24 protein-coding genes and 7 tRNA genes are annotated in these 25,844 nt (G+C 36.1%); 22 read left to right on the top strand and 9 right to left on the bottom strand.

Translation table 11 applies throughout. The features are described 5' to 3' along the window. The first annotated feature begins 83 nt into the window (after positions 1-83). The 8 genes from AC2CGN_RS23065 (at position 84) to AC2CGN_RS23030 (ending at position 1,131) form a co-directional block, all read left to right on the top strand. A tRNA-Trp gene (locus tag AC2CGN_RS23065) sits at positions 84-157 on the top strand. Positions 158-169: 12 nt separating this feature from the next. Further along, positions 170-245 (top strand) — tRNA-His (locus AC2CGN_RS23060). 42 nt (positions 246-287) lie between these two features. Beyond that, positions 288-363, top strand: a tRNA-His gene (locus tag AC2CGN_RS23055). A 10-nt stretch (positions 364-373) separates the two neighbouring features. After that, positions 374-449: transfer RNA gene (locus AC2CGN_RS23050), tRNA-Gln, on the top strand. A gap of 5 nt (positions 450-454) precedes the next feature. Further along, a tRNA-Gly gene (locus AC2CGN_RS23045) sits at positions 455-529 on the top strand. Positions 530-537: 8 nt separating this feature from the next. Further along, positions 538-611: transfer RNA gene (locus AC2CGN_RS23040), tRNA-Cys, on the top strand. Between the two features lie 47 nt (positions 612-658). Further along, positions 659-739 (top strand) — tRNA-Leu (locus AC2CGN_RS23035). Positions 740-906: 167 nt separating this feature from the next. After that, positions 907-1,131, top strand: a complete 225-nt coding sequence (locus AC2CGN_RS23030; protein WP_429983037.1) for a hypothetical protein — start codon at positions 907-909, stop codon at positions 1,129-1,131. Between the two features lie 222 nt (positions 1,132-1,353). Here AC2CGN_RS23030 and AC2CGN_RS23025 read toward each other — a convergent pair whose 3' ends face one another. Continuing rightward, the gene (locus tag AC2CGN_RS23025) at positions 1,354-2,547 is read right to left on the bottom strand and encodes an MFS transporter (protein ID WP_484516470.1); all 1,194 of its coding nucleotides are present in this window, start codon (positions 2,545-2,547) and stop codon (positions 1,354-1,356) included. Between the two features lie 233 nt (positions 2,548-2,780). Here AC2CGN_RS23025 and AC2CGN_RS23020 point away from each other — a divergent pair, with 233 nt between their 5' ends. Continuing rightward, positions 2,781-3,359 (top strand): TetR/AcrR family transcriptional regulator, encoded by a 579-nt coding sequence (locus AC2CGN_RS23020; protein ID WP_429983035.1) that lies wholly within the window; start codon positions 2,781-2,783, stop codon positions 3,357-3,359. Positions 3,360-3,606: 247 nt separating this feature from the next. Here AC2CGN_RS23020 and AC2CGN_RS23015 read toward each other — a convergent pair whose 3' ends face one another. Then, a complete protein-coding gene (locus tag AC2CGN_RS23015) occupies positions 3,607-4,695 on the bottom strand; it encodes a serine hydrolase domain-containing protein (RefSeq protein WP_484516468.1) in 1,089 nt (362 codons plus the stop codon). 395 nt (positions 4,696-5,090) lie between these two features. Here AC2CGN_RS23015 and AC2CGN_RS23010 point away from each other — a divergent pair, with 395 nt between their 5' ends. From AC2CGN_RS23010 to AC2CGN_RS22975, 8 genes are all read left to right on the top strand, one after another. Then, on the top strand, positions 5,091-5,870 hold the full coding sequence (locus AC2CGN_RS23010; RefSeq protein ID WP_429989550.1) for a CPBP family glutamic-type intramembrane protease: 780 nt from the start codon (positions 5,091-5,093) through the stop codon (positions 5,868-5,870). A gap of 269 nt (positions 5,871-6,139) precedes the next feature. After that, positions 6,140-7,123, top strand: a complete 984-nt coding sequence (locus AC2CGN_RS23005; protein ID WP_286923344.1) for an S-layer homology domain-containing protein — start codon at positions 6,140-6,142, stop codon at positions 7,121-7,123. A 682-nt stretch (positions 7,124-7,805) separates the two neighbouring features. Then, positions 7,806-8,372, top strand: coding sequence for a TetR/AcrR family transcriptional regulator (locus tag AC2CGN_RS23000; RefSeq protein WP_286923343.1), 567 nt, complete (start codon positions 7,806-7,808; stop codon positions 8,370-8,372). A gap of 104 nt (positions 8,373-8,476) precedes the next feature. Next, entirely contained in the window at positions 8,477-11,659 is a 3,183-nt protein-coding gene (locus AC2CGN_RS22995; RefSeq protein WP_484516465.1) for a bifunctional cytochrome P450/NADPH--P450 reductase, read from the top strand. 49 nt (positions 11,660-11,708) lie between these two features. Then, complete coding sequence (thpR, locus tag AC2CGN_RS22990) at positions 11,709-12,272, top strand: RNA 2',3'-cyclic phosphodiesterase (RefSeq protein ID WP_484516462.1); 564 nt, start codon at positions 11,709-11,711, stop codon at positions 12,270-12,272. A 133-nt stretch (positions 12,273-12,405) separates the two neighbouring features. Continuing rightward, positions 12,406-13,440 (top strand): ABC transporter permease, encoded by a 1,035-nt coding sequence (locus tag AC2CGN_RS22985; protein WP_429989554.1) that lies wholly within the window; start codon positions 12,406-12,408, stop codon positions 13,438-13,440. A gap of 1 nt (position 13,441) precedes the next feature. Continuing rightward, a complete protein-coding gene (locus AC2CGN_RS22980; RefSeq protein WP_429983027.1) occupies positions 13,442-14,128 on the top strand; it encodes an ABC transporter ATP-binding protein in 687 nt (228 codons plus the stop codon). 259 nt (positions 14,129-14,387) lie between these two features. Further along, positions 14,388-14,672: a hypothetical protein gene (locus AC2CGN_RS22975; RefSeq protein ID WP_484516459.1), complete on the top strand. Its 285-nt coding sequence runs from the start codon at positions 14,388-14,390 to the stop codon at positions 14,670-14,672. Positions 14,673-14,864: 192 nt separating this feature from the next. Here AC2CGN_RS22975 and AC2CGN_RS22970 read toward each other — a convergent pair whose 3' ends face one another. Genes AC2CGN_RS22970 through AC2CGN_RS22960 form a run of 3 tightly spaced genes read right to left on the bottom strand, consistent with a single transcriptional unit; the run spans position 14,865 to position 16,991 of the window. Further along, positions 14,865-15,680: an SDR family NAD(P)-dependent oxidoreductase gene (locus AC2CGN_RS22970; RefSeq protein ID WP_286927007.1), complete on the bottom strand. Its 816-nt coding sequence runs from the start codon at positions 15,678-15,680 to the stop codon at positions 14,865-14,867. A gap of 18 nt (positions 15,681-15,698) precedes the next feature. Further along, on the bottom strand, positions 15,699-16,394 hold the full coding sequence (locus tag AC2CGN_RS22965; protein WP_429983024.1) for an SGNH/GDSL hydrolase family protein: 696 nt from the start codon (positions 16,392-16,394) through the stop codon (positions 15,699-15,701). Further along, positions 16,395-16,991, bottom strand: coding sequence for a TetR/AcrR family transcriptional regulator (locus AC2CGN_RS22960; RefSeq protein ID WP_286926914.1), 597 nt, complete (start codon positions 16,989-16,991; stop codon positions 16,395-16,397). It lies immediately after the preceding gene. 252 nt (positions 16,992-17,243) lie between these two features. Here AC2CGN_RS22960 and AC2CGN_RS22955 point away from each other — a divergent pair, with 252 nt between their 5' ends. Together AC2CGN_RS22955 and AC2CGN_RS22950 are read left to right on the top strand one after the other, a co-directional pair. Next, positions 17,244-17,594, top strand: coding sequence for a VOC family protein (locus tag AC2CGN_RS22955; protein WP_054772327.1), 351 nt, complete (start codon positions 17,244-17,246; stop codon positions 17,592-17,594). A gap of 57 nt (positions 17,595-17,651) precedes the next feature. Continuing rightward, positions 17,652-18,743 (top strand): S-layer homology domain-containing protein, encoded by a 1,092-nt coding sequence (locus AC2CGN_RS22950; RefSeq protein ID WP_484516456.1) that lies wholly within the window; start codon positions 17,652-17,654, stop codon positions 18,741-18,743. A 64-nt stretch (positions 18,744-18,807) separates the two neighbouring features. On the opposite strand, the gene AC2CGN_RS22945 is transcribed toward AC2CGN_RS22950, so the two are convergent. Next, positions 18,808-19,554, bottom strand: coding sequence for an arylamine N-acetyltransferase family protein (locus AC2CGN_RS22945; RefSeq protein WP_429988078.1), 747 nt, complete (start codon positions 19,552-19,554; stop codon positions 18,808-18,810). 195 nt (positions 19,555-19,749) lie between these two features. On the opposite strand from AC2CGN_RS22945, the gene nagB reads away from it, so the two are divergent. After that, complete coding sequence (gene nagB, locus AC2CGN_RS22940) at positions 19,750-20,463, top strand: glucosamine-6-phosphate deaminase (protein ID WP_484516474.1); 714 nt, start codon at positions 19,750-19,752, stop codon at positions 20,461-20,463. Positions 20,464-20,588: 125 nt separating this feature from the next. Here the strand turns inward: nagB and AC2CGN_RS22935 are convergent, their stop codons facing one another. Next, complete coding sequence (locus AC2CGN_RS22935; protein WP_484516454.1) at positions 20,589-21,473, bottom strand: DMT family transporter; 885 nt, start codon at positions 21,471-21,473, stop codon at positions 20,589-20,591. A 122-nt stretch (positions 21,474-21,595) separates the two neighbouring features. Between AC2CGN_RS22935 and AC2CGN_RS22930 the strand changes: the two genes are divergently transcribed. Further along, positions 21,596-22,498: a S66 peptidase family protein gene (locus AC2CGN_RS22930; RefSeq protein WP_484516452.1), complete on the top strand. Its 903-nt coding sequence runs from the start codon at positions 21,596-21,598 to the stop codon at positions 22,496-22,498. A 56-nt stretch (positions 22,499-22,554) separates the two neighbouring features. On the opposite strand, the gene AC2CGN_RS22925 is transcribed toward AC2CGN_RS22930, so the two are convergent. Beyond that, complete coding sequence (locus tag AC2CGN_RS22925; RefSeq protein WP_484516450.1) at positions 22,555-24,141, bottom strand: catalase; 1,587 nt, start codon at positions 24,139-24,141, stop codon at positions 22,555-22,557. A 488-nt stretch (positions 24,142-24,629) separates the two neighbouring features. On the opposite strand from AC2CGN_RS22925, the gene AC2CGN_RS22920 reads away from it, so the two are divergent. Beyond that, positions 24,630-25,271, top strand: coding sequence for a hypothetical protein (locus tag AC2CGN_RS22920; RefSeq protein ID WP_286926921.1), 642 nt, complete (start codon positions 24,630-24,632; stop codon positions 25,269-25,271). A gap of 63 nt (positions 25,272-25,334) precedes the next feature. Here the strand turns inward: AC2CGN_RS22920 and AC2CGN_RS22915 are convergent, their stop codons facing one another. Then, a complete protein-coding gene (locus AC2CGN_RS22915; protein ID WP_484516448.1) occupies positions 25,335-25,844 on the bottom strand; it encodes a hypothetical protein in 510 nt (169 codons plus the stop codon).

Below are 25,844 nucleotides of genomic sequence, written 5' to 3'. Positions count from 1 at the left end.
GTGGCTAAACGCGGCGGACTGTAAATCCGCTCCTTAGGGTTCGGCGGTTCGAATCCGTCCCCCTCCACCAGTTTTATTGAAATAGGGGCATAGTTCAACGGTAGAATAGAGGTCTCCAAAACCTTTGGTGTGGGTTCGATTCCTACTGCCCCTGCCAATTAATTTTATGGCGATTGTGGCGAAGTGGTTAACGCACCGGATTGTGGTTCCGGCATTCGTGGGTTCGATTCCCATCAGTCGCCCCATTTTCTATAAAATTAATAAAAATCCAATAAAATATAATTATGGCGATTGTGGCGAAGTGGTTAACGCACCGGATTGTGGTTCCGGCATTCGTGGGTTCGATTCCCATCAGTCGCCCCATTAAACATTTTGGGGTATAGCCAAGTGGTAAGGCAACGGATTTTGATTCCGTCATTCCCTAGGTTCGAATCCTAGTACCCCAGCCATTTTTGCGGAAGTAGTTCAGTGGTAGAACACCACCTTGCCAAGGTGGGGGTCGCGAGTTCGAACCTCGTCTTCCGCTCCAAATATGATGGCGGCATAGCCAAGTGGTAAGGCACGGGTCTGCAACACCCTTATCACCGGTTCAAATCCGGTTGCCGCCTCCATATTATTTTTGTTAATCGGTGTATCCGATTTTTTTTATCTCCATTATGCCGGTGTGGCGGAATTGGCAGACGCGCACGACTCAAAATCGTGTTCCTTTGGAGTGTCGGTTCGACCCCGACCACCGGTATCTTTAGATTAATTATTAAAAAAGTTAAGAAAGCTCATAGACCTTGATATGATAGGGTTTATGAGCTTTTTACATTTCCTTAGAAGACGATAAGAATTGGTTTTGTTTTACACAGTTGTTATCCAAAAAGGGTTTTATGAGTAGAATTCTTTTAAAGGGGGATGAAGATGGAGTTTAAGGATTATTTGATGCAGGAGTATAACATTAGCGAAAGTTCTGCAAAGGACTATGTAGGGCGTTTTAACGGTATTTTCAATAGAGGGTTGTATAATGGAGAAGATAAAATGACTAACACTCTAAAAGAAGCTATTGAAAAAGAATTTCCAAATTCAAAAAATCATTATTTCCTTACACTTGAAAGATATATTAAATATAAAAAAAGAATAAACTAAAAGCTCAGGTTAGCTTATGACGAAATAGTTGTACTTATGCAATATGAGATGTCAATCACTACTCATTATACTTTTATGTAAAAGTTTCGAATGCTTTAACTTTCGGGATAGAAATAAAAATATATTAGTTTGAGTTGAATAAGAAAAAAGCGTATTTGGAAGATAGTAATTCCAAATCGCTTTTTTCTGTTTAAGTAATGATATAGGTCCTTTATCTTAGAATTACTTCTTTTCTGTGGCAAAATAAAAAATAGAAAATAGGGGGAAAACTATTCCAACCCATAATGAAGTACTCCATCCTCCAATTGCATAGGTCCATCCTCCGATTGCTGATCCAATTGCACCACCAAAAAAGAAAATTGCCATGAATAGTCCATTAAGACGGCTACGAACTTCGGGGCTCAACGAGAAAAGTGCACGTTGGCTGATCACAAGATTTGCGGATACCCCAGCATCTAACAATAGGGATGAAACTACTAGAACAGCTATTCCAATAGGTGAGCTAGTTTGAATAATAAGCGGCAATAAAAGGGAAATAATGACTGTAAGAAGTGCTATTCCTGTTGCAGGTCTAGTTAAGCCACTATCAGCAATTCGTCCTGCAATAGGCGCGGCTACTGCACCAGCGACTCCAACAAGCGCGAATACCGCAACTTCTTTCTGGGAAAAGTGAAAGGCAGGGCTAGTTAGCAGTTGTGGAACTGTTGTCCAAAATAAACTAAAAGATGCAAACACACCTGCATGATATACAGCACGACGGCGTAATATCGGGGTTGTTCGTAACAAATGCCACATAGATCCGAGCAGCGCTATATAGTGTGTATCCGCTGAAGGCTTTCTTGTAGGTAACACTTTCGAAAGTACAATAGCTAAAACCAAAATAGTTATGGCAGACAAAATGAATATTTCATGCCAGCCAAGAAAGTCAGCAACTAAGCTCGACAAAGGGCGTGAGAGCATAATTCCTAGTAACAAACCGCTCATGACATTGCCGACAACACGGCCACGTGAAGAATCGGATGCAAGATATGATGCAAAAGGTACGAGTACTTGCGTAGCTACCGAGCCTAAACCTATGACAAACAAAGCGACTAAGAACAACAAAATTTGTTTCGTCATTGCTGTAGTAGCAAGGGCGACTGCGGTGATAATTAAAGATGAGACAATCAGCTTCCGATTTTCAAGAATATCTCCTAAAGGCACGATAAATAGCAAACCGGCAACGTAACCGATTTGTGTTAACGTAACGATTAAGCCAGAACTGTTTGCTGACAACCCGATTGATGAGCTAATTACCCCAACTAAGGGTTGCGCGTAATACAAATTAGCAACAATGATACCACATGCGGTAGCCAAAAGAATGGTTAACCACGAAGGAATGTTTTTTTCAATTGTTTGTTTCTTAGTATCCACCATTTTATACAACTCCTTGTAGTGTTTAACAATTAATAATTAAAACGTCGTGTAGTTTTCTCCATAAGATAGTTGATTATTTTATAATACTGAACGTTTAGTATATTAAATGATTAACCATATAATATACTGAACGTATAGTTTTGTAAATAGGTAATTTCAACTTTCTGTTTTTCTAAATAATTGATATACTGAACATACAGTTTATTAATTTTGGAAGAAAGGTGGTATCTATGATGAATGGAAAAAGAGGCAGACCACGTAATTTAGAAGCACAAAAGTCAATCCTTTCCGCATCTTATGAATTATTGTTGGAAAATGGATTTCAAGCTGTCACAGTTGATAAAATCGCTGATTATGCCCAAGTGAGTAAAGCAACTATTTATAAATGGTGGCCAAACAAGGCTGCAGTAGTGATGGATGGTTTCCTATATGCTGCCTCTGAAAGATTGCCCGTGCCTGATACTGGTTCGGCGTACAATGATATTCTAATTCACGCCACAAACTTAACCATGTTTTTGACGAGTCGAGAGGGGACTATCATTACACAGTTATTAGGTGAAGGACAGTTTGATGAAGGATTGGCAGATGCCTATCGTGCTCGATATTTCCATCCCCGCCGACTTGAAGCAAGGAGTCTTTTTGAAAAAGGAATTCAACGCGGTGAATTGAAAAAAAGTATCAACATTGATATCTGTATTGATTTAATTTATGGTCCTATCTTCTATCGATTACTTGTGACTGGTGAAACATTGGACGAACCATATGTACAACAACTAATATTAAACGCTTTTGAAGGAATTCGTTCTACCTAGTTGTAAAATAGGTTTAATCATCGCATTTTCAAGAAGTATTCCAAAAAAAATGATGTGACTTTGCTGAAGGCTGTTCTAAGCTAGGCTTATACTTATTGTAGTAGTGTGGTAATGAAATTGCCTTCCACTGAGGTTCCTCAATGCCCCACTACATATCAGAAATTATAAATACAAAAAATAATTAAAGCCCTCTCTAGAGAGAAGGGCTTGAGTTTTCTATCTTAAACTTGAGGAAGGGCTTTTACAATTAAAGTTTCTCTTCCCATATCCAAATTGGCTTCTGAAGAACGATGGAGGTAAGATGCCGGTTGATTCTTTTCGAATTCATTGTCATCTCGTTGCTCAGAATGATCACTGTTAATTCCTCGTCATGTAGGCATGTAACATAATGACGGAAGCCACTTGGATATCCTCCTGGGTGTCCAACTGCTTTTTTCCCCATGACATCTTGAGTATACCATCCGTATCCATATTCAAACGGAAATTTTTTAGCATGGGTTGTACTCATCAGTTCTGATGTTTCTTTGCTTATCATTACATTATTATTTAAGGCTCTGTAAAACAGTTCTAAATCTTCAACTGTAGAAATGATATCCCCAGCTGCATACGCTGCAGAATTATGCATTAAGGGTCCTATTTTCCCCTCCACATGTCCTTCCGCTTTCGGTGTGTCAGCGGGAACCATAAACATAGAATTAAACATGTTGCTCGGCTCAAAAATATTTTCTTCTATATAATTTGCATATGACTGTCCACTGACTTTTTCAATAATTAGCCCTAACATTACATAGCCAGTATTACTATAACTAAAGCTTTTACCTGGGATAAACTCTAATTCCGAATCTTTAACGGTATTAACAATATCATGTGGATTCCATTCTTTGCTGTAGTCAAATTTGAAATCCTTCTTTAGATAATCTGGAATTCCTGAGCTATGACTTAGTAGATGACTTATTGTAATAGTCTCTCCATTCGGAAAGTCTGGGAAGTATTGCGAAATTGGATTATCTAAGTTTAGAAGTTCCTTTTCTACTAATTGCATGACTGCTACTGAAGTGAATGTTTTAGATAATGAAGCTATCTGATAGAGTGTGCTTGGGCTATTAGGTAAATCAGTGCCTGCCAATCCGTAACCTTTTGTAAATAAAATTTCACCCTCCTTTGCAATGAGGACCGTTCCCTGAAATTTTTCATTTGTCAAATATTGATCGATTTTTTCAGAAACGCTTCCAGATAAATCACTATGGTTGTTACGTCCAAATAATAGCAAAGCTACTATAGACACGATTACTAAAACAACAATAGTAATAGAGATAATTTTTAAAAATTTTTTCATATTATACCTCTCAATCTATTTCTATAGCCTATTAAACATTTCTATTATAAGACGAAATTTGACATAATACACGAAAATAATGGAAATATCACCAAATTCCTGGTGATTTTAAATTTTTCGGAAATTTTGGGTAGATGTTCGACGCTGACACTGGTATCAATTGAGGAAAAAACCATAAAAGGAAAGTTTGGAAAATTTTAAAGGAAGATCAAAACGAATCTAAATTGAAGAATAAAAATGTTTCATAAAAATAGTTAAAAGTTGGATTATCATGTGGAATGAAAAGTATAGCTACCTTATAATTAAGAAAAAAACGCAATAAGATTTAGAAAAATTACAAAAGTTAGTCAAATCTGCAAGCCTTTGTAAAATAATGAATAATGGAGTGTTACTAGATGTCAATATGGGTACAAATTTTGTTATTTGCTATACCAGGCATTACGATATATTATGGCGTATTTTATGGTACTCCTAAACTGGTCAGCAAAGGTATCCCTTTAATTTATTCTTTCTGGTTATGGTTGTGGATTCCAGCTCTGCTGTTATTACCTTTATCCATAGGTTTGTACAATTTTCTTGAAGATGGAGTTTTGACTATCGAAGCAATTAATCAACGATTCCGCTTAAATCCAATAAGTAGAGTTGATTGGTTATGGATTGTCCTGGCGGTTATACTAACTATAGTTTTTGACCAACTTTTAGAGCCCATAGGAAAAGTACTAGCAAAGTATAAATTATTTTCACCACCCAGCTATTTACCTGAACCGTTTAATCCATTAAAAAAATTCAATATGCCCCCGAAAGAGTTTTTTGGTGTCTCATTAAAAGGTAACTGGAAACTACTAATGATTTTTATGCCCATTCACTTAATTGCAATGTTTAGTGAGGAAATGATGTGGCGGGGGTATCTTTTACCGATTCAAGAAGTAATGTTTGGAGATATGGCCTGGGTATTTAACGGGCTGCTATGGGCCTGGGTGTTACATATAGCATTAAAATGGCACGTTATTGGAATGATTCCTAGTATGCTGATAGCCCCTTTAATTGCACAATATACGCAATCTACATGGGCTTCATTTGCAGTTCATGCCATAGGAAATGCTCCCCTGTGGATAATACTTTTAATTGGGATAATAAATACAACAGAAACATTAAATGAAATGAAGCAAGGGTAGGATATCTTTTTTAGCTAAAAAACATGATGAAAAAATGTAAAGGAACATCCCAATATTATGGTGCGTAATTAGAATTTTAAGACCAAATAGTCCACTTCAGCAACTTACATCTTAAATTTCTGAATATCACTTTTATTCATAGTGTATACAATAATTTAATAGACTATTTGTTTCTATAATTTTAATTTTTTAAAATATACACTTAATATAATAGGACTAGTTATGGTATGATTGACCTAAGTCATGTTTAATAAAAGGGGAAATATAAAATGAAAAAAGTATTGTATTCATTATTCTTTGCTTTGATTTTGTCTATTTTTTCATTTAATGCTTTTGAAGCGAAAGCATCAGACAAATTATCGAATCGTGCAGAGGCGATTGTTGAAATTGGAAAATTACTTGGTTTAGATGGCACTCAAAAAGAAACACAATTCAAAGATGTTCCGAAAAGTCACTATGCGAGTGGTTATATACAGTCTGCTGTTGACAAAGGGATTATAAACGGATATCCAGATGGCACTTTCAAGCCTTCACAAGAATTAACAAGAGCTCATGTTGCTATCTTTATTTCAAGAGCATTTGGATCAAAATTACCAACGGGAAATCAGGCATTCAAAGATGTAAAGAAAGGTGATAGTGCCTATAGTGCGATTCAGCAATTAGTGGCAGCAGGAATTACAGCTGGTTATCCAGATGGCACGTTTAAGCCTAATGATAAATTAACACAAGCTCATTTAAAAACATTTATCAGTAGAACAGACAGCTACTTAAAGACAGGGAAAAAACCTACAACAAATAATACAAGCAAGGGAAATGGTACTTTAAAAGGTACCGTTATTTGGAAATATAACGATTTTATTGGTACTAAAGGAGATACTGGTGCCGTAATTTATCTATTCCCAACGAATGCTACATATCCTAGTTATACGAAGCAACAACTATTTGATTGGTTAGAGAAAAAAAATGAGTTAAAGGATGTATATAGAACTTTAGCTGACGCAAATGGTAACTATACTTTTAATAATCTACCTGCTGGTAAATATATTGCAGTTATTTCATCTAAAAATACACATAGAAATGTTTTAGAAACTTTAAATTCGCACAATCAATTGAAAACTTTATTTGGTGAGTTTAATTATTCAATTTTTGAGGCAAATGCTATGACAATTTTTAAGCATCAAATTAGAGAGATTGAAATAAGTGATAAATCGACTGTTGATTTTAGTGCAGATTTTGGATACACTGCATGGTGATGATTTAAAAAAGAATTAAGGGATTACAGTGTAATTTTTTATACTGTAATCCTTTTTACTTTTATATCCACCTTTTCATTTTCATCTAGTATTATTAATAAGATATTGTGAATCTTGTGATATTGCATTGCAAACTTAATTTTTCATCTCAGGTCATTTAAAGACAGATTAGTATGCTTTCTTTTAAACTGTCTATAATAATAAAGATAGGAAATATGGAGACCTGTAGTTTTGTATAATATTCAATCATCAGAATGACAAGAGGTGAAGGAATTGAAAACAATGAGATACATAAGACGTGCTTAAAAAGAGAAGCACTTGAATAAATGGGGATTGGATATTGATATTAGTCGTTTTATAAAGAAGTTCTAAAATATAACTATGAATCAAGGTAAAATGTTCAACATGTTTGTCACAGCTCTGTCATTGAAGTTGGTTTGGCAGTATTATACAATAGGAATGAACGTTCATTCTTTATCTTCATTCAGCAGAATACCCCACCACTATAGGTGTTGAGATGAATACGGTTTTGGTTTCTTTTCAGGGGTGTCCAAACACCTACTGAATGAAGATAATGCCTCCGGCGGATGTCGCGGATTTTCAAAGGAATGAATTGTGTAGGCACAATTTAAAATCCGGACGCAATTACGCCAAGGCGAAATTGATTTGGAGGAAAATTAATGTGACTACGAATAAGAGAGAGAATATAATGAAAGCTTCCTTGATGCTGTTTACTGAGCGTGGTTTTGATGCAACAACTGTTCCAATGATTGCTGACAAGGCACAAGTTGGTGCTGGCACAATATATCGTTATTTTGAAAATAAAGAGGTGTTGCTCAATTCGCTGTATCGGGAATGTGTGGAACAACTATATCAAAGATTGACGGAGGATTTTCCTGTATCCGCCTCAGTTCGCGAACAATTTCATCATTTGTTTCAGCGGTTAATCCATTTTGGTCAGGAACATAGAGAGAAGTTAACTTTTATTGATTCACATATGGAGCCAAGGATATTGGATGAAGAAAGCCAAAACAAGTTTTATGAGTGTTTGGGTTTTTTACAGAAATTTATCATAGAAGGGCAGCAGCAGGGAATTATCGTACAATTGCACCCTGATGCTCTAATTCCGATTTTTTATGGCACGATTATTAAACTGTTTAAAGTGACACGAGATAGCGACTTGGAAGAATCCGCTGATTTGTTTGCAGGTATTGAAGAATGCTGCTGGAATGGCCTTAAAATTCATTGATTTTTAAATAGGTAGTTCTTATAAAATTGTACGGTAATAGAGTCACAATTACCGTACGATGCAATAAACGGAATGAACGTTCATTCCTAAGGAGGTATAGGGTAATGACAATAATGATTCCACAACCTAAAACATATGGACCATTGGGAAATATTCCACAAATGAATGCCAATACACCGTTCCAATCATTGATGAGTATGGCTCAGAAACATGGTGAAATTTTTAGATTAAAGCTGCCGGTTGGTAATTTACTCATTGTCTCTGGTTATGATTTAATGAAAGAAATTTCCAACTCTCCGTGCTTTGGTAAAGTGGTCGAAAAAACAGTATTGGAGAAGGTACGTACTTTAGGAGGAGATGGACTATTCACTTCAGAAACAAATGATCCAAACTGGCACAAGGCTCATAATATTTTACTTCCAAGTTTTAGTAGAACAGCAATGCGTGGTTATTTCGATATGATGCTAGATTTAGCAATGCAGCTTATACAAAAATGGGAGCGATTAAATCCAGACGAAGAGATCGATATTCCTGAGGATATGACGAGGCTCACACTTGATACAATTGCTTTATGTGGATTTAATTATCGCTTCAATAGCTTTTATCGAGAGGATTCTCATCCATTTGTAGCAAGTATGGTTAGAGCATTGGATGAAGCACTGAATCAGGCACAGCGACTGGGTATACAGGATAAATTAATGGTTAAGACAAGAAAGCAGTTCAAGCAGGATATCGATTTTATGTTTTCGCAGGTGGATAAAATCATTGCCGAACGCAAAGCTAATGGCTCACAAGGAGAGAAGGATTTATTGTCTCATATGCTTCACGGCAAAGATTCTGAAACAGGAGGAACGTTGGAAGAGGAAAATATCCGGTATCAAATTATTACTTTTTTAGTTGCTGGGCATGAGACGACAAGTGGTCTTCTTTCCTTTGCGATTTACTATTTACTAAACAATCCCGATAAACTACAAAAAGCATATGAAGAAGTAGATAGCATTCTTACAGATCCAATCCCAACCTATGAGCAAGTTAAACAGCTTAAATATATCCGAATGATTTTAGATGAGTCTTTACGTTTGTGGCCTACCGCTCCTGCATTCAATCTAGAAGTGAAGGAGGACACAGTATTAGCTGGTAAATATGATTTGAAAAAAGGAGATCGGCTAACAGTGCTTATACCTCAGCTCCATCGAGATGTGACTGCATGGGGAGAGGATGCAGAATTGTTTCGGCCAGAGCGCTTTGAAGATCCAAGCAAAATTCCATTTGATGCATATAAACCATTTGGTCTTGGGCAGCGTGCTTGTATTGGACAACAGTTTGCTTTGCAAGAAGCAACACTTGTGCTAGGATTAATCCTTAAAAATTTTGAGCTAATTGATCATACGCAATATAAGCTAAATGTGAGAGAATCACTGACGGTGAAACCGAATGATTTTAAGTTAAAGGTGCGTGCTCGTAAAAAACAAAAGAGGCATGTTACTGAAGCAAGTGGAAATATTTTGAGCACAGAGTCCAGGATAAAAAAGATTGAGGAAAAAGTAATCGAAGCTCAACATAATACACCGCTATTAGTGTTATATGGCTCAGATTTAGGGACAGCAGAGGGTTTGGCAAGAGAGCTTGCTGATGCAGGACGTGTTCAAGGCTTTCAAAGCAAGGTCGCATCTTTAAATGAATATATTGCTAAAATTCCAACAGAAGGAATTGTCTATATTGTGACGGCATCATACAACGGGCTACCACCTACGAATGCTAGTCAATTTGTTCAGTGGTTAAAGGAGGAACAGATTGATTTAACAGGGGTTCGATATTGCATCTTTGGCTGCGGGGATCGCAATTGGGCGAGTACTTATCAAAAGGTGCCGATGCTAATTGATGAGCTAATGGTATCTAAGGGAGCACAGCGTATAGTACCACTTGGGGAAGGAGATATGAATCGGGATTTTGAAACAAATGTCGAAGAGTGGCAGCAGGAGCTATGGCCGTCTGTAATGCGAACAATGGGGCTAGAGATAAATGAAAAGGTGAATAAAACATCTCCAGCTTTATCCATGGAAGTTGTAGATCATCAGATAGAAGTACCACTTGCTAGAGCTAACAATGCCTTTAATGCGAAAATTGCCAAAAATCAAGAGTTACGACATAGTATAGAAGGAAGCACTCGGCATATAGAAATAAAACTGCCAGAGGGTGTCACATATCGCGAGGGCGATCATTTAGGTGTCCTTCCGCGAAATCGTCAGTCGTTGGTGAATCGAGTACTCCAGCGTTTTCAATTGAATGGTAATGATTATGTTATTTTAACAAAGACTGGTCTAAGTATGGCTCACCTGCCTCTAAATCAGCCAGTTAAATTATTCGAGCTACTCAGCACTAATGTTGAATTGCAAGAGGCGGCAACAAGGGCACAATTACGAGAACTGATGGCAACGACAGACTGTCCACCTCATAAGAAGGAGCTAGAGGCTTTACTGGAGGAACAAGCCTATCATCAAAAAATATTGAAGAAGCGGATATCGATGCTTGATTTGTTAGAGCAATATGAAGCTTGTGAAATGACATTTGAACGATTTTTGGAGCTACTTCCACCACTTAAAGTGAGGTATTATTCAATTTCAAGTTCACCAACTATACAACCAGAACAGCCTAGTATTACGGTTAGTGTAGTAAAGGCGCCAGCGTGGAATGGCAAAGCTGAGTATCGAGGAGTTGCATCTAACTTTTTGGCCGAAACAGCAATAGGTGATTCAATTGTTATGTTCATACGGGCACAACAATCAGATTTTCAGTTGCCCACTAACCCTGCCACTCCTATTATTATGGTTGGACCAGGTGTTGGAATTGCACCCTTCCGAGGATTTTTACAAGCACGCCTTATGTTGAAGCATAAAGGCGAACAGCTTGGTGAAGCTATTCTTTACTTTGGCTGTCGTAATGAATCAGACGATATTTATGCTGAGGAGTTAGAGCATTACGAGCAAGAAGGGATTGTAAGGGTATATAAGGCTTATTCACGAAAAGTTGGGCAATCGAAGGAATATGTACAGCATCTAATGGGGCAGACTGAACATGCACAGGAGCTCATTAAAGTACTAGATCAAAATGGGCATTTCTATATATGTGGAGATGGTAGTAAAATGGCTCCAGATGTTGAACGCACATTACTTATGGCTTACCAAGTAGTTCATGATGTCAATGAGTCTGCAGCGAAGCAATGGCTAGCTGGGCTTAAAGAACAAGGGCGTTACGCAATGGATGTATGGGCAGGTAGTAACCAATAGCTGCTAATAGTAAAATGAAAAAACATGATCCTAATGAGAGGTAAATAATATGAACCGACATTTTTTTATTGCCGTTCCACTTCCGTTATCTATTAAAACTGCTCTTAAAGAAAAATGTGAAATGCTAAAAACCAATTTGCATTTTAAAAGGTGGGTTCATCTGGAGGATTATCACATTACATTAGCTTTTTTAGGGAATGCAGATTTAGAGCAATTACAAATAGTGTTAGAGGAAATAAAGGAAGGCCTAAGGAAGCTTCCACCATTCGAGTTAAAAATTCAAGAGTTGGATATTTTTGGCAGAAAAGAATATCCAAGAATTTTGTGGGCTAGTATTTTTGAATCTCAGCCATTAAATAATGTAAGAGCCATTGTATACAAGGAATGTGTAAAGGCAGGATTTGATTTAGATAATAAACCTTTTGTTCCACACATAACAGTAGCAAGAAAATGGAATGAAACTCACGGTAAAATGCCTATTGACTTAGTGATGACTGAAGAGCTGGAGCTTCCAAAGTTTTTAGTAGAAGAAGTGGTGCTATATGAAACAAAATTTGAGGAAATTCCAAAATATCATCGAAAGGCTGTCATTCGTTTAGATGACCTGTCTTGACAGTTGAAATAAATTCAATACCCATAGCTCATAACCTTAATTTAAGGTTTATGAGCTTTTTTAATATTTAGTTCACCCTCCGTTCATTTAAGAATTTTAAGCTTAGGGTATTCAAAGAATGGAGGCGTTTAATATGAATCTTGCCTGGAAAGAAATGAAGAAAAATAAAGGAAGGTTTTTAATATTAGGCTCGATTGTTTTTCTTGTTAGTTTTTTAACTTTTATTATTTCTGGCTTGGCCAATGGATTATCACAGGATAATGCCGCTTTAATTAAAGATTTACCACAGGGGCAATTTTATATGGATGAAGATGCAGATCAAACTTATAATCTTTCAAAGATAGATCGTAGCATTCAAAATGAAATATTAAGCAATGAAAAAAATGCTGTAGCTTTTTCGATACAAATGGGCTTTTTAAATGAAAAGGACAATAAGCAGCAAAGCGTTGCCTTTACTACTGCTACGGCATCAACGTTATTTGCAAATGTGAAGCAAGGGGAAGTAATTTTAGATAGTTCTTTAAAAGACAAAGGGATTAAAGTAGGAGATACATTAACAAATAATCAATTTAATGGCAAGTTCATTGTCAAGGGATTTGTAGAGCAAAAAAAATATAGTCATGCCCCAGTCGCTTATATAAATAAAGAAGATTATCAAGAAATATATCGCGTTGATGAAATGCAATTGATTTTCGTACCAAATGGAGATTCTTCAAAGGAATATACTGGATTACATTCATTCTCAAATAGGGAATTTCTTCAAACAATTCCAAGCTATAATGCGGAACAAATGTCTTTAAATATGATTGTATGGTTTTTAATAGTCATTAGTGGGATGCTATTTGCGATTTTTTTCTATATGATGAATGTCCAAAAAATCGGCTTGTATGGAATCTTAAAGGCCATTGGTTTGAAAACAAACAAATTATTCAAAATGATATGGATACAGATGGCTATCATTACAGTTGTTTCACTCATTTTGTCTGTAGGCCTAAGTCAGGCATTTAATATAATATCGCCAAAAGAAATGCCATTTACTTTAACGATTACTACAACCATTCAATTATCGATTGTGTTTCTAATTATTGGATTTATTGGTGCTACAATTTCAGGAATGCAAATTAAAAAAGTTGAACCATTACAAGCGATACAGCAAGGAGAGGCTTAATATGACTTTATTGAAAATCGATGGAATTAGAAAAACATTTACAAATGGGGAGATAGAGGAAGAAATACTTAAGGGAATAAATCTTTCTCTAAAAGAAGGAGAAGTAACGGCAATGGTTGGTGCTTCTGGATCTGGTAAGAGTACGCTTCTAACAATAGCTGCTGGACTTCAACCTACATCAGATGGGCAAGTTATCTTTGAGGGGAAGAATATGTCCATCATGAGCTCTGAAGAGGTTCGAAAAGTACGGGCAAGCAAATTCGGGTTTGTTTTCCAGTTTGCATATCTTGTACCATTTCTTACAGTTGAGGAGCAGCTACAGTTAATGCTAGACGTTTCAGAAACCAAATTAAAGAAGCAGGAACAAAAAAATGAAGTGAATCGAATACTTCAATTAGTAGGGATGGATCATCGAAAAATGGCTTATCCTTCCTCCTTGTCAGGTGGAGAGAAGCAACGGGTTGCTATTGCCCGGGCAATTATTCATAAACCAAAAGTTCTATTTGCAGATGAGCCAACTGCAAGCTTAGATTCAAAAAAATCAGAGGAGGTAATGTTACTTATTAGAGATTTAACTAAAACATTAAACATTACTACTTTAATGGTAACACACGATGAAGAAATGCTCGTTTATACGGATCGTATTATTAAAATGAGTGACGGTATCATTTTGCAAGATGTTATTTAGATTAAAGGATAAAAAGCAATAATCATGTAAAAGTCGATTTGCCACAAAAAACGTGATGCAAATCGATTTTTTAGTTTTCAAATCAAACAATATATTAAAGTGAATTTTTCAATACCCTCTGTGTGTGTTGATAAACAGGCATTTCTCGATAATGTGGAGTTGATTTCCGTTAATGATGGATTTTTTTATAAGTCTAGTGTTAAGTTACCAAATCACCAAACAAATGAAGCATATTGTAGAAGGAAGGAGGTGATTTGACATGGCGTTTGTTATTGCCTTATTGATTGTATTAGCAGGTTTAATAGCAGTATTCCAATTAAGCGAGGGAAGGTCAGAAAAAGGAAAATTTATCATTTGGGGCATTATTACAATGATTGTATTTGCACCATTTTTATCTTTCTTAATTGGTGTAACGTTTGGAATGATGGCTAGAAATGGTTGGGCTATATCGATGATGATGTTTTTATCTCCTGTTATTTTTATTATAGGACTTATTATATTACTATTAGGTATATATAAGAACAATGAAGAGGAGCATAAATAACTAGTTATTTATCTCTTAAATGGGGTTAATTCGTTCAGTGTTTTCGTTATCTTAACTAACAAGGTAAAAAACCGCGAGACTCCTGTGAATTGTTTTTGCGATATATAGCGAAGGAGACATAAGCCTCCGATCCAATATTTTTTTTCACTCGTTTTTTGAAATAGCATAGCGGTTTTTTACCATTTAAAATGATTACGTTAATCGTGCATTTCGGCTTACTTTACAGACCATTCTCATTAACACCCTGTGTAACGAAGGGAAAAGTGTAAAGACAATATCCATTGTTTTACGCATTGGCATTGGACAAATAATTGGCTTATTTTTGTGCACTCCTGCAAGAGCGATTTTTGCTAATTGCTGTGGTGACATCATTTTTTGCTTTTTCAATTGCTTGGACATTGCTGTTTTGTCAATATTAATAGCTGTTGCTTTATCAAAAATAGGTGTATCAACAAAAGTTGGACATAAGGTGCTTACCTTGACACCATATTCCTCTGCCTCATAGTGAAGTGATGTTGTTAAGCCTACAACAGCATGCTTTGTCGTTGAGTATGCCGCAGAAATAGGAGACGGCCCTAATCCTGCTGCTGATGACGTATTGATAATATGTCCAAACCCTTGTTCTTTCATGATTTGATAGCCAACTTGTGTACCATAAACAACGCCCCACAAATTTATATCCACAATGTCTTGCCATTTGTCTATCGACATATCGTAAATTTCACCATACATTGCTATACCAGCGTTATTGAATAAATAATCTAATCTTTGAAATTCCTTATATACATTTGTAATAACATGTTCAACACTTTTGTAATCGGTTACATTCAATTCAACAAATCTAGCATTTAAGGCATCTTTATTTAGTTCTGCCTCTAGAAGATGCCCATCTTGTTTGTTGATATCTGCAATAAATACAAATACATGACGATCTACTAGCTCTTTACAGATAGCCTTTCCTATACCTGATACACCACCAGTAACAATCGCAACCTTTCTCATAGTCATCACCTCTCGTATGAATTTCTAATGAACAGTAACTTCCTGCAATAGAAGCTGTTCAATTACAGTTGTGTATTGATCCACGACTAGTTCTGCTCCTTTACTATTTAAATGAACACCATCCAAAGTAAAATGCAGCCCTCTTTTTTGAGATAATCGATCAATTCGCAAAGGATTTTTATAAAACAGTACATCTTTCATCACTTTCAGAACATTAGTGTTAATATAATCTGAGCTATCAACTTGTTCCAGGTGACTTTCAAAAACCTTTTGCATATTTAAAAAACTAACATTTGCATACTTAGAAGAGATAGAATGAATAATGGAGGAAAGCTCTTTTAATTCCATATTTGAAGCATTTCTTATTTCCTCTCCTACTAAAGCTGGTGTTACTAAAACTACATGTTTCGAAGATGCTAAAATCATTTCTAAAACATTTACATAGTTTTCTTTAAATTCTTGATGATCTTCTGTTACTGGCTGTGCCTGCACTTTCAAAAGCTTGGCATAAACATCATTAACACCAATCCAAAGAAAGCTAAGGTCATAATAACTAGCTAGTTTCGATTTCTCTAATCGCGTCTGTAGGCTTTTAACTGTTTCGCCTGGTTTACCAAGATTATCAAATTCTAAATGTGGATGTTTTGCTGTTAATTGTTTAAAAAATGAAACCCCTGGTCTTCCTTCTGTTAAGCTGTCTCCTATACAGGCAATTTTCATTTATACCCCACCTTTTTTGATTTCTTTTAAAAAAATGGTAATTGCTTGTTGAAAAAGTGGCTCTAACTCTTTAAGCTCTTGAGTATTTGTAAGCTGACATAAGCCTCCTAGCCAAGTGCCTAGTAGAATTGTCCATTCATCAATATTTCCATGAATAAATTCTCCTCTATCAATTCCTTCTTGAAGTATTGCACGATAAGCACCCATCGGTACAACCGCTAAATTGAATAATTGCTGTATGGATTCAGGGCTAGATTTGGGATTGGCAGCTAGTTCTTGCCCAGATCTTAATAAAGGTGTTTGGTAATGATAGAGAACATGCATAGCCATGCCATATAATTTTTCTGTTGCTGTGGAGTAGGTAATTTCCTTTTCCAGCCATTTGCTGTGCCAATCTTGCATTGTTTGTTGCGCTAAAAGAACAAAAAGCTTTTCTTTGTTTTCAAAATGGTAGTAAATATGTCCCTTGCTGTAGCCTGAAGCGGTTGAAATATCTCCAACTGATGTTTGATTATAGCCTTTTTGAGAAAACAAACTAACCGCATGTTCCATAATTTCAACTTTTGCTTTCTCGCTATCATAACGTCTTTTGCTCAAGAATTTTCTCCTTTTCAACATTTGAACGATTGTTCTAATTTGATTATACAATAATTTACTAATTAATAAATAGGTAAATTCCTAAGTCATTATGTTGTCACAATTGATTAATGCTGGAAAACGCTTTTAGTCGATGGGGAAACATTAGGTATGGAAGTCTCTAACTTATGTCGATGGGCTGAAGGAAATATTGACCAAATTGTTGAACTATAAAATTAGTACTTTTAAAAATCAGAAGGGGGAATTAACGCTATGGGGAGAGTAATCGGATTTGAATTAAATAGCCAGGAGCCTGAAAAAGCAGCTGAGTTTTATGCTAAGGTTTTTGGTTGGGAAATAGCTACACCTCATTGGAATTATTGGGCTTTAACGACCGGGGATGATAAAAAGCTAGGAATTAACGGTGGTATTGGAAAAGGACCGCATGATTTCCCTTTTGGAACACGTATTCAAATTGAAGTTGATTCTATCGATGAAGCAATTTCTAAAGCAAAGGAGAGTGGCGCCATTATTGTTCGTGACAAAATGGAGTTCGATGAATTTTATCTTGCCTATATGGTAGATCCAACTGGGCTTGGCTTTGGCATCATTCAAAACAAATAATCTAAATGATTGTAGGGGCTTGGAAAAAATGATTAATAGAGAAAGCGAGGGGGAGTCATGAAACAGATATTGAAAATAGCTTGTGTACTATTACTAGCTGTTTGTTTAATACCACTAAAGGATGTACATGCAGCAAGTTTTAAAGATGTATCTGATGATAATACTTTGATTACGGAAATTGATTACCTAGTGGAAAAAGGAATTATTAATGGTTATCCAAATGACCTTTTTAAACCGAATGCCTATGTAACAAGAGCGCAGGCGGCTGTTATGTTATCACGCGCTTTAGGATTGCAAACAGCAAATGTGAAGGATCCAAAGTATCAGGATGTCCCGACTACACATGCCTATTTTAAAGAAATTGCAGCAGTGCACAACTATGGCATTTTCGATTCAGCGCAGAAATTTAATCCAGAGGCTACTCTTTCAAGAGGGGACATGGCTATTGTGCTGCAAAGAGCATTTAAATTAAAGGAATCTGAGCGATACTATTTTTCAGATGTGACAGAAAAGACGAAGGGCTATAAGGAAATTTACACAATAGCAAGTAAAAATATAACAAGACGCTATACGGATGGCTCATTTAAGCCTGATTTACCTTTAACACGAGCTCACTTTTCAGCATTTTTGGCTCGCGCATTAACATTATCGAATTCAGATCTTTTAAAAGATACTAAATATGACTACATATATTCATATTATTCGTTGAATGATAAGAATCGCTATACATTAAAATATGAATATAGTCATAATAACAATAAGAATGATGTATGGAAAATAACTGATTTAAATTCAAACGAGTTATTTGATGAAGAGTATCTATTAAGTGAGGGTCTTCACTATGCTCAGGGATTAGCGAGTAATGAAAGTACACATTATGATATATATTTCTCACTACCGATTAGAATTGGTGTTATTAGACATGAAGATGATGGCGGAGTTATTTCAGGAATACGAATTACTGTTAAAGCGACAGATGGCACTGTTCGAGCAGGTGGTGTCAATTATAATAATGTCATTGTACTAGAGGAAAAATCCGTTTACAGTGATAATGTATGGACATATTACTTTGTTGATGGTATTGGTTTAGTTAAAGAGCTTTACAATTATGAGGTTATTTACGAGCTTCTTGATCGTACAAAAAATTAACTCTTCCCTACAGAAAAAGCAAGTCTTCTATAATAAGGAGGCTTGCTTTTTTGTCATGAAGCATCTAATCCAATGAAATATGAAAAAAACGATGAAGGGCTTGTAGCCATTCTTTTTCATTCTGGGTTGTATAGGTTGTTAGGGATTGTCCCTCGTAAATTCGGAATTCATTGTTAAGCATTGTATGTCGACCATGAGGAGTACGAATCATAGCAATTTTATTTTTTTGTTTTGAAAGTCTTGGAGCGAACTTTGCATCATTTGCGTCATCTAAAAAACTATAGAGTAAACGCCAATTATGTTTTGTTTGTTCATACAGCATCCAGCCATTTACATTGTCTTGTTCAATTTTATAAAGCTCGTTACCTTCGCGATGTTGATGACCTGCTATTAGTGGAACGGGCTTACACGGAGCTAGTGCACCTACGCCAACATCAGTGATATATGATTGTCCAGCGTAATTGACGAGCAATAGCTGATGCATAGGTACATCCTCGATAGGTGTATCTGCTTCAAGATTACGCCAAAACTGTGCGTATCGGTTTGTCACTGAATAGCCAAGCTCACGAAGAAGCCAGCTAAATAAAATATTTAGTTCAAAGCAATTGCCTCCGCGCTTATGAATGATTATTTTTTGAAAAATATCAGGAATAGAGAAGGAGATGCCTTTTTTCAAAACAACATCTAAGTTTTCATATGGGATTAAATTTAAATGATTTGTTTGTAACTGCCCAAGTAATTTAATAGTCGGCTCAGTTAAAGGACCTTGAAAATGAATATGTTTCAAATACTGTAATATTTGTGAATTCATATACTATCGCCTCACTTCCTTATTTATTAACATAACCGAATTAGCTTGAGATTACACGTATAATCTTTTTAAAAGAAAATAATAGAAAAGTAGATAGATAACTAGTAAAATTTAAGTATTAGCTACTATTTAGTAAACTATTTTCCAATTAAGTTCACAATAAATTATTGTAAGGTAGGTATATAAATGACAACAATGAAATGGATAGAAGTCAATTCGTATGATGAAATGAGCAAAGTGGCAGCAAATATTTTTACTAAGCAATTGCAGGAAAAGCCTACAAGCATTTTAGGACTAGCAACTGGTGGTTCACCTGTTGGAATGTATGAGGAGTTAGTAAAGCGACAACAAGCTGGACAGGTTTCATTTAAAGATGTTATCACGTTCAATCTAGACGAATATGTAGGTTTGGATCAAACAAGTCCAGCTAGTTATTGGACATTTATGCATGAGCAATTATTTAATCATGTAGATATAAAAGAAGAAAATATACATTTACCAAACGGCAAGGCAGAGGATTTAGCTGCGGAGTGTGTAGCGTATGATGCTCGAATTAAGGAAGCAGGGGGCATTGATTTACAGCTTCTTGGTATTGGCGTGAATGGACATATTGGCTTTAATGAACCAGGCACACCCTTTGAATCGCTCACGAACATAGTCGAACTTACTGAATCAACCCGTACTGAAAATGCGATTTATTTTGATGATCCTAAGGATGTTCCAACAAATGCCATTACAATGGGAATTCAATCGATTATGAATGCCAAGGAAATCGTGTTAATTGCATTTGGTGAAAAAAAGCTAGAGGCAATTGAACGATTAAAAAGTGGAATCATCAATGAAGATTTCCCTGCAAGTCAATTACTAAATCATCCAAATGTAACGGTTATTTACGGCGGAACAAAATAGATGCCTAGCGTAGAACTCAATTTAATTGGAGTCTACGCTTATTTAAATGGATAAAAACATAAACTGCTGGATTGATCTCTTGCACCAATGGATAGAATCACTAAATCGATGGATAGAATTAAAATTCAGCTCACTTTTCTGCCTGATACGATGACCCCTGCAACAACAGCAAGTCCTCCAACAATTTGAAAGGCATGAAGCTTTTCATCAAGAAACAGTACTGCAAATATGGAAGCGAATACAGGGATGAAGTTTAAATAAATACTTGCCTTATTTGCACCTAACTGTACAACCCCACTATTCCAGCTTAAAAAGGCAACAACGGATGCGAAAATTCCAACATAGAGAATGGCTGCTATTGATGACCACTGCCAATGAATCGAATTCGTAAGCGTAGCGGTTTCATAGATATAAAATGGTAATAGCATAATGGCTCCAGTAAAAATGGTTACTAGGAATGTCGATTGCCCTGGTAAGCGTTTGGCGTAATGCTTAATGAGGAGGGAATAAATACTCCAGCAGAAGACTGCTATAAGTACAATTAAGTCTCCTTTATTAAAAGTAAAATCAACTAAGCTTGCAATGGAGCCTCCTGAAATAATGAAAGTGACACCACTAAGTGATAAAGCAGTTCCAAGCAATTGATATTTTGATAGTTTTTCCCTCAAAAAAATAAAGGATAGTATGTAGATCATAATAGGTGTTGATGAATTCATTAAAGATGCATTAATAGACGTTGTATAGTGCAGACCGATATAAACAAGGGTATTAAATGTTGCAACACCTGTTAGAGATAAAATAATAACGATTGGCCAATTTGCCTTGAGCATATGCCATTCATGCTTTAAACTCCGATAAGCAATGGGAAAAAATACGATGAAGGCGACACACCATCTTAGAAAGGCTAGTGTAAGAGGTGGGATGTCTCTACTAACTGCACGTCCAATAACAAAATTACCACCCCATAAAAGAGTTGCGAGCATTAATAACACATATGGTGGGATTTTCATGATGCTATAACTCCTCTACAGTAAGAATATTATGGATAATTATAGCCACTAACGCCATGAATAATCAATGCTCTCCTTATAATCAGTATGCTAGAATAAGGAAAAAAGAAGGAGGAATTCGGATGAAAAGTACAGTACCACATTTGCAAAAGGGCGATACAGTTGGCATAGTGGCTTTATCGAGTCTTGTGGAACCCGAAAAGCTAGGAGAGGCACTATCTTTTCTTGATGATTTAGGTCTTCACTATATTATTGGGGATACGATTCAAGCAAAGCATGCTTATTTAGCAGGTAGTGATGAGATGCGACTAACTGATCTTCATGAGATGGTTAGAAATCCAGAGGTCAAGGCTATTTTCTGTGTGAAAGGTGGCTATGGCTCTGCACGTATTGCTGAGAAAATTGATTATGCTCTATTCGAGGAAAATCCAAAAATTTTCTGGGGTTTCTCTGATCTTACATATTTACATTGTGCCATTAATGAATATGCTAATTTAGTAACGTTTCATGGACCTTTACTAATGTCTGTTGGAAGAATTGATGAGCTATCAAAAAAGATGTTTTTACAGTTATTTTCACCAATAGAAATACAATATACTGAAGAAATTTCACCATTAACAACAATTGCAAATGGTGTAGCCCGTGGGCAAATTATTGGAGGAAATTTACGTCGTCTTGTAAGCTCAATAGGGACAAAATTTGAAGTTAGGACAGAGGGTAGAATTTTACTGATAGAGGAGATTGCAGAGTCCATTCCACGAATAGATTCGATGCTGCAACAATTAAAGCAGGCAAGAAAGCTTGAGCAGTTAGCAGGAATTGTGATTGGTTCCTTTACGCAGACAGGAGCAGATGAAGCAGCACTTCTTATGTTGATGAAGGAGTATTTTGGAGAGTTAGGAATTCCTGTTGTAGCAGGCTTTAAAATCGGCCATGAAACAACAAATATTGCCATTCCATTAGGGGCTGAAGCCATTTTGGATGCACAGGAAAAGGTACTAAAAATTTTACCTGGTGTGCATTAAAAAAGCACTCTGCATTTGGGCATTTGTCCCTTATGTAGAGTGCTGCTTTATTATTCTTAGTATGGCTCTGCATCATGTCCATTATTAATTGCATCCTTAGGAGCATCGTCACCATCAATATTGCCAAGAGGCTTTGATGTAGATGAGTTTTTTTCAGCCTTTTGTAATCCTTCTTTTAGCAAGCGACCATATTCTTTATCAGCTTCCTCTGCTAAAGCAATCATTGCCTTTTGAATAGCCATATTACATACGGACAAATCACGAATTAAGTTTTCAAGAAGCTCGTCTCGCTCCCATTGCTCAAAATTCCGATACGTTTCGCCAGCCTGTTTAGTATTGCTTTGACGATCAATAGACTCCCGTACAAGTTTGCCTTCTATATGTGGTGTATATTCTTTGTCTGTTTGGGTTGCTTCCTTTAATCCATTTAGCATAGAAGGCTCATAATTAATATGTGGATTTTGTCCAGGTGCTAAATCACGCTTATACATCATTTGACCACCATTTAGATTGGTAGCTACTCGTTTTTTAGGAGCATTAATTGGTAACTGAAGATAATTTGTCCCTACACGATGACGCTGAGTATCAGAATATGAGAAGGTGCGACCTTGTAGCATTTTATCATCTGAGAAATCCAATCCGTCTACTAATACACCTGTACCGAAAGTTGCCTGCTCAACCTCAGCAAAATAATCTTCAGGGTTTTTATTTAACACCATTTTACCCACTGGATACCATGGGAATTGATCATTCGGCCAAAGTTTTGTATCATCTAATGGATCAAAATCTAGCTCAGGATGCGGTCCGTCCTCCATTATTTGTACATTTAATTCCCATTCAGGAAAATCACCCTGTTCAATTGCATCGTATAAGTCCTGTGTAGCATGATTAAAATTCTTCTTTTGAATCTCCTCAGCTTCTCTTTGGGTTAAATTTTTAATACCTTGTAAAGGCTCCCAATGATATTTGATAAGGACAGCTTTGCCCTCACTATTCACCCATTTATATGTGTTAACACCAGAGCCTTGCATCATTCGATAATTTGCAGGAATGCCCCATGGAGAATAAACGAATGTGACCATATGGAAGGTTTCTGGGGAGCTTGCGCAAAAATCAAAAAAGCGTTCTACATTCTGAATATTTGTAATTGGATCCGGCTTAAAGGCATGAATCATATCTGGGAACTTCATCGCATCACGTATAAAGAAAATCTTTAAATTATTGCCCACTAAGTCCCAATTTCCATCCTCTGTATAAAACTTTACAGCAAAGCCGCGTGGATCTCGTAAAGTCTCTGGGGAATGCCCACCATGTATAACGGTTGAAAAACGTACAAAAACTGGTGTCTTTTTCCCCTTATCTTGAAAAACCTTTGCTCTTGTATATTTAGAAATAGGCTCATTACCAACACCACCATAGGTTTCAAAGTAACCATGTGCCCCTGCACCACGAGCATGTACAACTCGTTCAGGGATTCTTTCGCGATCGAAATGGCTCATTTTTTCTAAAAAATCGTAATTTTCTAGTGTAGCAGGACCTCGATTACCGACAGTTCTTAAATTTTGATTATTGGTAATGGGGTGCCCCTGTCGATTCGTTAAAGTTGTATCATCTTGATGTGTTGACTCATTTTGGTTTGTCATTGTTTGACCCCTTTCTTTTGGATATCCACATTCTGTCCTTTAGTAGGGCAAACTAGACATAAAAAGCTCTCCTACATACAAGATGTAAGAGAGCTTTTGGATGGTGTTTTCAAAAAATAATCAAGTTAGCTGAGTATAGCCTTTGCCTATAGTTGGTTATCGGTCATCGGTCATACGGTAACAGGTCACATGTTATTGGTTTTTTCAAAGTTTGCTTCAAAAAGCGAAATTGAAAACAACGCATCCAAGATGGAGTACAATTCGACTCCATACATCTATTGTATACAGTTTCAAGGAATATGGAAAGCCTTAACAGCAAGAGGACTAAAGGTAATATAAAATATTGTAAATTAGTTAATAAATACTATGGAAATATTAGTATTAGTTTATCATAATTGTAATGTGCGAATGCGGAAATATTTTATAGAATAATAATTTCGATTTGTATATTTAGTAATATGGAAATGAATTTAGGGGGAAATAAGTTAATGAAGAAGGCTTTGTTTTTACTACTAGCCCTAATGCTAGTTGGATGCTCTGGCGAAGGAGCCGAGAAGGAAAAAGAGAAGAATGTAAAAGAAGAAGAGGTAGTACAAGAAGAAAAAATTGTTCCAGTAAAATATGATGAGGTAGATACTGAATCGAAAGCTGCTGTAGAAAAATTTGTTCAAAAATACAATGTCAGAGTTGATTTATATAAACAGGATGCAGAGAACTCTATAACATTAGAGAAAATTCCTGAGCCAGTAACTAGTGATTTAATGAAAGAGGACGACATCCTTTCACAAACTTTATTGGAAGCGGACTTTATAAAATATAAGGGTCATTATAAAATAGTGGCTAAATATAATGAGGATAAAAAATTAATTGGCTATAATATTTCCGTAGAAGGTAGCCCTGCTAGTGAGGTAAGTGAAGAGGGTGACGAATGGGAAGAAGGATTTTTATCAGCAATGTCAATTACTGATGCAATTGGCTTAGATTTAGATAAAAATGAAGAAGAATTAGGTAAAGCTTTAGATGAAGAGAAGAAAAGTCATACATATACTGATTCTAATTATAATATAACTTTCCTTTTAGCTGATCTGGATTTAGGGCAATTTGAAGTTAATTATGATTTAGCTAACTAGAGAAGAGTTTTTCATAAAGTGCCCCAAAAGTTGAAAATCTAACTTTTGGGGTGTTTTATTTGTTTAAAAATATCGAGAGTCATCGAAGTTAATAGTAACACTATAGTTTTTTGAGTTGATTAGATTTGATAATTTATGGGCGTCTTTTTCTAGTTGAATGGCACGCTCACGATATGCATCTGGCTCATACATAGCAATCTCATAAAGCATTGTATTTTCACCATAACCCATTCGTACACTTTCTTTTTCATGCATACTAAATTGTTTGCAAAGCTCAGCGTCTGCACGGAGCTGTGTTGCGAGCTCGATAGCTTCTACTAAAGCCAATGTTTCACCCTTAAATTCTACTAAATTATTGATATTTGCTTCATAGACTAATCGATCTAATGTACGAGCATCGAGACGTACTTGAGCTAATTCTTCCTCAATGGTCTTCATTGCACGATTACTTGTTTTTGGGGTTTGTCCCTTCTCCACAGTTACAAAGGCACTTCGGTGTAATTCACTAATAAGCTCCTGAACTTTTTTTCCTAGAATACTTTTAAGTTTAACGGCTTCCGCAAGATTAATCAT

This window comes from Lysinibacillus sp. DFXJR4 (assembly GCF_057196045.1).
This window is presented reverse-complemented; position numbering and strand designations above follow the sequence as displayed.